Genomic DNA, 4524 nt, shown 5'->3' with positions numbered 1-4524 from the left:
CGAATGCGGTGTGTCATTCAGCCCATTCATTGACTGATACACCGCATTCGCGAGCAAGCCCGCTCCCACAAGGGATCTTAATCGACTCAGGCTACGCGTTCGTCGCCAGGGCTGCGCTCGAAGTAGCGCTTGTACTCGCGACTGAACTGCGACGTACTCTGATACCCCACCCGATGCGCCACCTGCGCCACGCCCAGCCCCTCGGCGACCAGCAAGGTCTGCGCCTTGAGCAGGCGCAAGCGCTTCAGGTACTGCACCGGCGACAACAGCGTGCTGCGCTTGAAGTGCTCGTGGAAGGACGACACGCTCATGTTCGCGCAACTGGCCAGAGTCTCGACGTTCAGCGGCTCGGTGTAATGCGCATGCAGATGACTGATCGACGCCGCCACCCGGGCGAACTGCCCCTGCTGTTCCACCAGCGCGCGCAACACATCGGCCTGCGGCCCGCGCAGTGCGGTGAACAGCAATTCACGCACCCGCGCCGGCCCGAGAATCTGCCGCTCCAGCGGATCGTGCAGGCAGCGCAACAAGCGTTCGACGCAGCCACGCATGTCATCGTCGAGCACCACCGAGGTCATCGACTCCGGTGTCTGCGCCGGAATGTGCCGCCCGGGCGCCAGCCCCATGGCCAGCACTAATTCACCGAGCAGCACCCGATCGATCGCTACCGACACCCCCAGCAACGGCGCATCCGGCAAGGCAAAGGTTTCGCACTCGAACGGCACCGGCAGCGCCTGAATCAGGTAGTGCCCGGCACCGTACTCCATGGTGCGCGGGCCGAGGAACGCCAGTTTGCTGCCCTGAGCGATGATCATCAGGCTCGGCTCATAAATGTGCGGGCCACGCGCCACATCGCAACTGGCGCGCAACACCTGCACGCCGGGCAACCCGGTCTGGCTGTAACCATCGCAGAGCGCCAGCGGCTCGATCAGCGAAACCAGCGTGGCATTGGCATCAAGGTGACGGGTCAACTGCATCGGAGGGGTCTTCAAAAAAGTCACGGAAAAAGGCATGCAAGCATCATCGCAGATCCTTTTGCCAATGCGCTTGCCCAGACCTGCATGCCGGAGGATTAGGCATGAGACCCGGAGGAATCGTCATGGCCGCAGCGGCAGACGGCGCCCAAAATGCGCCACCTCACCTGTCACTGCTTCTGCGAGGTTTCTCATGTACACCGCTATCGGTTATGCCGCCCAATCGGCCACCACTCCCCTCGCCCCGATGAAATTCGAACGCCGCAGCCCACGCGCTGACGACGTGGCGATCGAGATCCTGTATTGCGGCGTCTGCCACTCCGACATCCACCAGGCGCGCAACGAATGGGGCATCGCGGTTTATCCGTTGATGCCCGGCCACGAGATCGTCGGCAAAGTCACCGCCGTTGGTGCGAACGTCACTCAACATAAAGTCGGCGATCTGGTCGGTGTCGGCTGCATGGTCGACTCCTGCCGCACCTGCGCTGCCTGCCAGCAGAACCTCGAGCAATACTGCCTCGAAGGCCCGACCATGACCTACGCCACCCCGGACCGGGTCGATGGCAGCAACACCATGGGCGGCTACTCGGACAGCATCGTGGTCAGCGAGCACTTCGTCGTGCGCATCCCGGAGAAACTCGACCTGGCCAGCGCCGCGCCGATCCTCTGTGCCGGCATCACCACCTACTCGCCGCTCAAGCACTACGGCGTCAAGGCCGGCGACAAGGTCGGAATTCTCGGCATGGGCGGCCTCGGCCACATGGGCATCAAGTTCGCCAAGGCCATGGGCGCGGAAGTGACGCTGTTCACCCGTTCGGCGAGCAAGGCCGAAGAAGGCCGTCGTCAGGGCGCCGATCATGTGATCGTCTCCACCGATGCCGAGCAAATGGCCGCCGCTGCGGGCCGTTTCGACTTCCTACTGGACACCATTCCGGTGCAGCACGACCTCAACCCGTACCTGCAAACCCTGCGCTTTGATGGCGTGCACATTCTGGTCGGCCTGATCGAACCGATCGACCCGCCGGTGCATGCTGCCAACCTGGTGCTGGGGCGCCGCGTGCTGGCCGGTTCGCTGATCGGCGGCATCGCCGAAACCCAGGAAGTGCTGGATTTCTGCGCCGAGCACAACATCAGCTGCGACATCGAAATGCTCGACATCCGCCAGATCAACGAGGCTTATGCGCGGATGATTGCCGGTGACGTGAAATATCGCTTCGTGATCGACATGGCGACGTTGAAGCTTTAAACCTTCAGACCGAGCTCTGCCGAGAGCCGGGCTGTGACCCCTTTGATCAGGGGGATCAGCTCGGCCATTTTTTCCAGCGGCATGTACGGCACGGTGCTGGCGATACTGATCGCCGCCACAATGCGCTTGCTCGCATCACGAATCGGCGCCGCTACGCAGCGGATCGACGGTTCGTTATCCTCCAGATCGAAGGCGTAGCCACCGGCCACGTACTCGGTCATGCGCTGTTCGAGCTGTTCCCACGACTGCTGCGGATGCTGCGGCCAGAACTGACTTTTCCCACCCGCCGGCAGGCTGATGTCGTACAGGCGCTGCCAATCCTGCGGTGCATCGTCGAGCATCAACGCCTTGCCGATCCCGGTGCGCGCCAGCGGCATCCGGTGGCCGACCCGCGAACGCATTTCCGGGCCGTTACGCCCCGGATTCTTCAGCAGGTACAGGACCTCATCGCCTTCACGAATCCCCAGGTGCACGGTGTCCCCGGTCAACGCCGACAACTCGTCCAGGTACGGCCCGGCCAGACTCACCAGCGGCAACTCTTCGCGCGCCTGAAACCCCAGCTCGATCAGCTTCGGCCCCAGCAGATAGCCGATTTGCGGCACCACGCGCAGATAGCGCTCGTCGACCAGGCAACTGGCCAGACGATGGGTGGTGCTGCGCGTGGTGCCGATCAGCCGGGCGATCTCTTTCAGATCGCGGGCGCCACTGGCCACCGCCTGCACCACACCCAGGCCGCGAAGCAGGGTCTGGGTGCCGGTGGGCGCGGCGTCCTTGGTTTTTTCCGGGGCGTCTTCCTGCATATCCAGCCTTTACCGTTGAGCGAGGGAACGGGCGGCATTATGGTCGCCCGACGCAGACGACTACAACTCGATACGCTCGACCTTGCCCACCAGCAGCACGTAGGACAATGCACCGATCAGCGCCAGCACCGCGATGTAGGAGATCGCCGGGGCGAACGAATCACCGCTGGCGAGGAAACCGATGACAATCGGCGTGGCAATCGCCGACAGGTTGCCGATGAAGTTGAACACCCCGCCGGTCAGCCCCAGCAACCGCGCCGGAGCGAGGGTCGAGACCAGCGACCAGGTGATCGAGGCCAGACCGTTGCCAAAAAACGCCAACGCCAGGAAGGCAATCACCAGCGGTGTCGATTCAACAAAATTGGCGCCGATGATCGAGGTTGAAATCAGCAGCCCGCCAATGATCGGCAACTTGCGCGCGAAGCCCACGCTGCAGCCACGCCGGATCAACAGGTCGGAAAAGAACCCCGAGCACAGCACGCCGACAAAGGCCGCGAGAAACGGCAGCGAGGCCAACAGCCCGGACTTGATGAAGTCCATGCCACGGTATTTCACCAGGTAGGTCGGGAACCACGTCAGGAAAAACCACAGCGTCGAGTTCAGGCAGAACTGACCGAGGTAGATGCCCCACAATTTGCGCTTAGTGAGGACGATACCGAGATCGGTCCAACTGAACGAGGCCTTGGCCGTCTGCGCTTGAATGTCTACGAGTCCGCCACCCTCGCGGATCAGGTCGATCTCCGCGTCGTTGGCGCCCTTGAAGTCTCGCGGTTCGCGATACACCGCGTACCAGATCGCTGCCCAGATGATGCCAGCCGCACCGGTCGCGACGAACACCATGTGCCAGCCGAACTCATGTTGCAGCCAGGCCAGCACCGGCGTCAGAAACGCCAGGCCGACAAACTGCCCGGAGGTGTAGAAACCAATCGCCGTGGCCCGCTCGCGCTCGGGAAACCAGGTGGTCACCACGCGGCTGTTGATCGGATAGGCCGGTGCTTCCAGCGCGCCGACCGCCATGCGCAGCACAAACAGCGCAATGAAACTCGCAGCGAAACCGAGCAGCACCGTGGCCAGCGACCACAACAGCAGCGCGACGCTATAGAGGATGCGCGGCGGCACCCGATCCACCAGCCAGCCGCCGGGAATCTGCATCGCGGCGTAGGTCCAGCCGAATGCGGAGAAAATCAGCCCGACGTGAACCGGGTCGATGCCCAGTTCACTGGTCAGCGCGGGCGCGGCAATCGACAGGTTGCTGCGGTCGAGGTAGTTGATGACCACGGTGATGAACAGCAACACCATGATGAAAAACCGCTTGCGGCTAGGCGTGACTAAAGACGCCTGCCCGGTGAGGGTTTGCGTTGGCATGGGGGGGGCCTCTTCTTATGATTATTTGAGGTCATTGACGCCATCTCCCATCCATGGAGATCAATTGTGGGAGGGGGCTTGCTCCCGAATGCGGAGTGTCAGTCGACATCTCTTTAGCTGACATGCCGCATTCGGGAGC

Annotated in this window: 4 protein-coding genes; 1 reads left to right on the top strand and 3 read right to left on the bottom strand. The window is 62.6% G+C overall.

Going from position 1 to position 4524, the window contains the following annotated elements; all coding sequences use genetic code 11:
• Window positions 1-86: 86 nt before the first annotated feature.
• Complete coding sequence (locus QMX91_RS29200; RefSeq protein WP_007961974.1) at window positions 87-977, bottom strand: AraC family transcriptional regulator; 891 nt, start codon at window positions 975-977, stop codon at window positions 87-89.
• 190 nt (window positions 978-1167) lie between these two features.
• Here QMX91_RS29200 and QMX91_RS29195 point away from each other — a divergent pair, with 190 nt between their 5' ends.
• Entirely contained in the window at window positions 1168-2220 is a 1053-nt protein-coding gene (locus tag QMX91_RS29195) for an NAD(P)-dependent alcohol dehydrogenase (RefSeq protein ID WP_282413784.1), read from the top strand.
• On the opposite strand, the gene QMX91_RS29190 is transcribed toward QMX91_RS29195, so the two are convergent.
• The gene (locus tag QMX91_RS29190; protein WP_096794901.1) at window positions 2217-3020 is read right to left on the bottom strand and encodes an IclR family transcriptional regulator; all 804 of its coding nucleotides are present in this window, start codon (window positions 3018-3020) and stop codon (window positions 2217-2219) included. The two genes, QMX91_RS29195 and QMX91_RS29190, sit on opposite strands and share 4 nt — an antisense overlap.
• A gap of 60 nt (window positions 3021-3080) precedes the next feature.
• Window positions 3081-4385 carry an MFS transporter gene (locus QMX91_RS29185; protein WP_223007751.1) on the bottom strand — a complete coding sequence of 435 codons (1305 nt, stop codon included), beginning with the start codon at window positions 4383-4385 and terminating at the stop codon, window positions 3081-3083.
• Window positions 4386-4524: the final 139 nt, after the last annotated feature.

Source organism: Pseudomonas sp. PS01299, from assembly GCF_029960145.1.
Taxonomy (GTDB): Bacteria; Pseudomonadota; Gammaproteobacteria; order Pseudomonadales; family Pseudomonadaceae; genus Aquipseudomonas; species Aquipseudomonas putida_A.
This window is presented reverse-complemented; position numbering and strand designations above follow the sequence as displayed.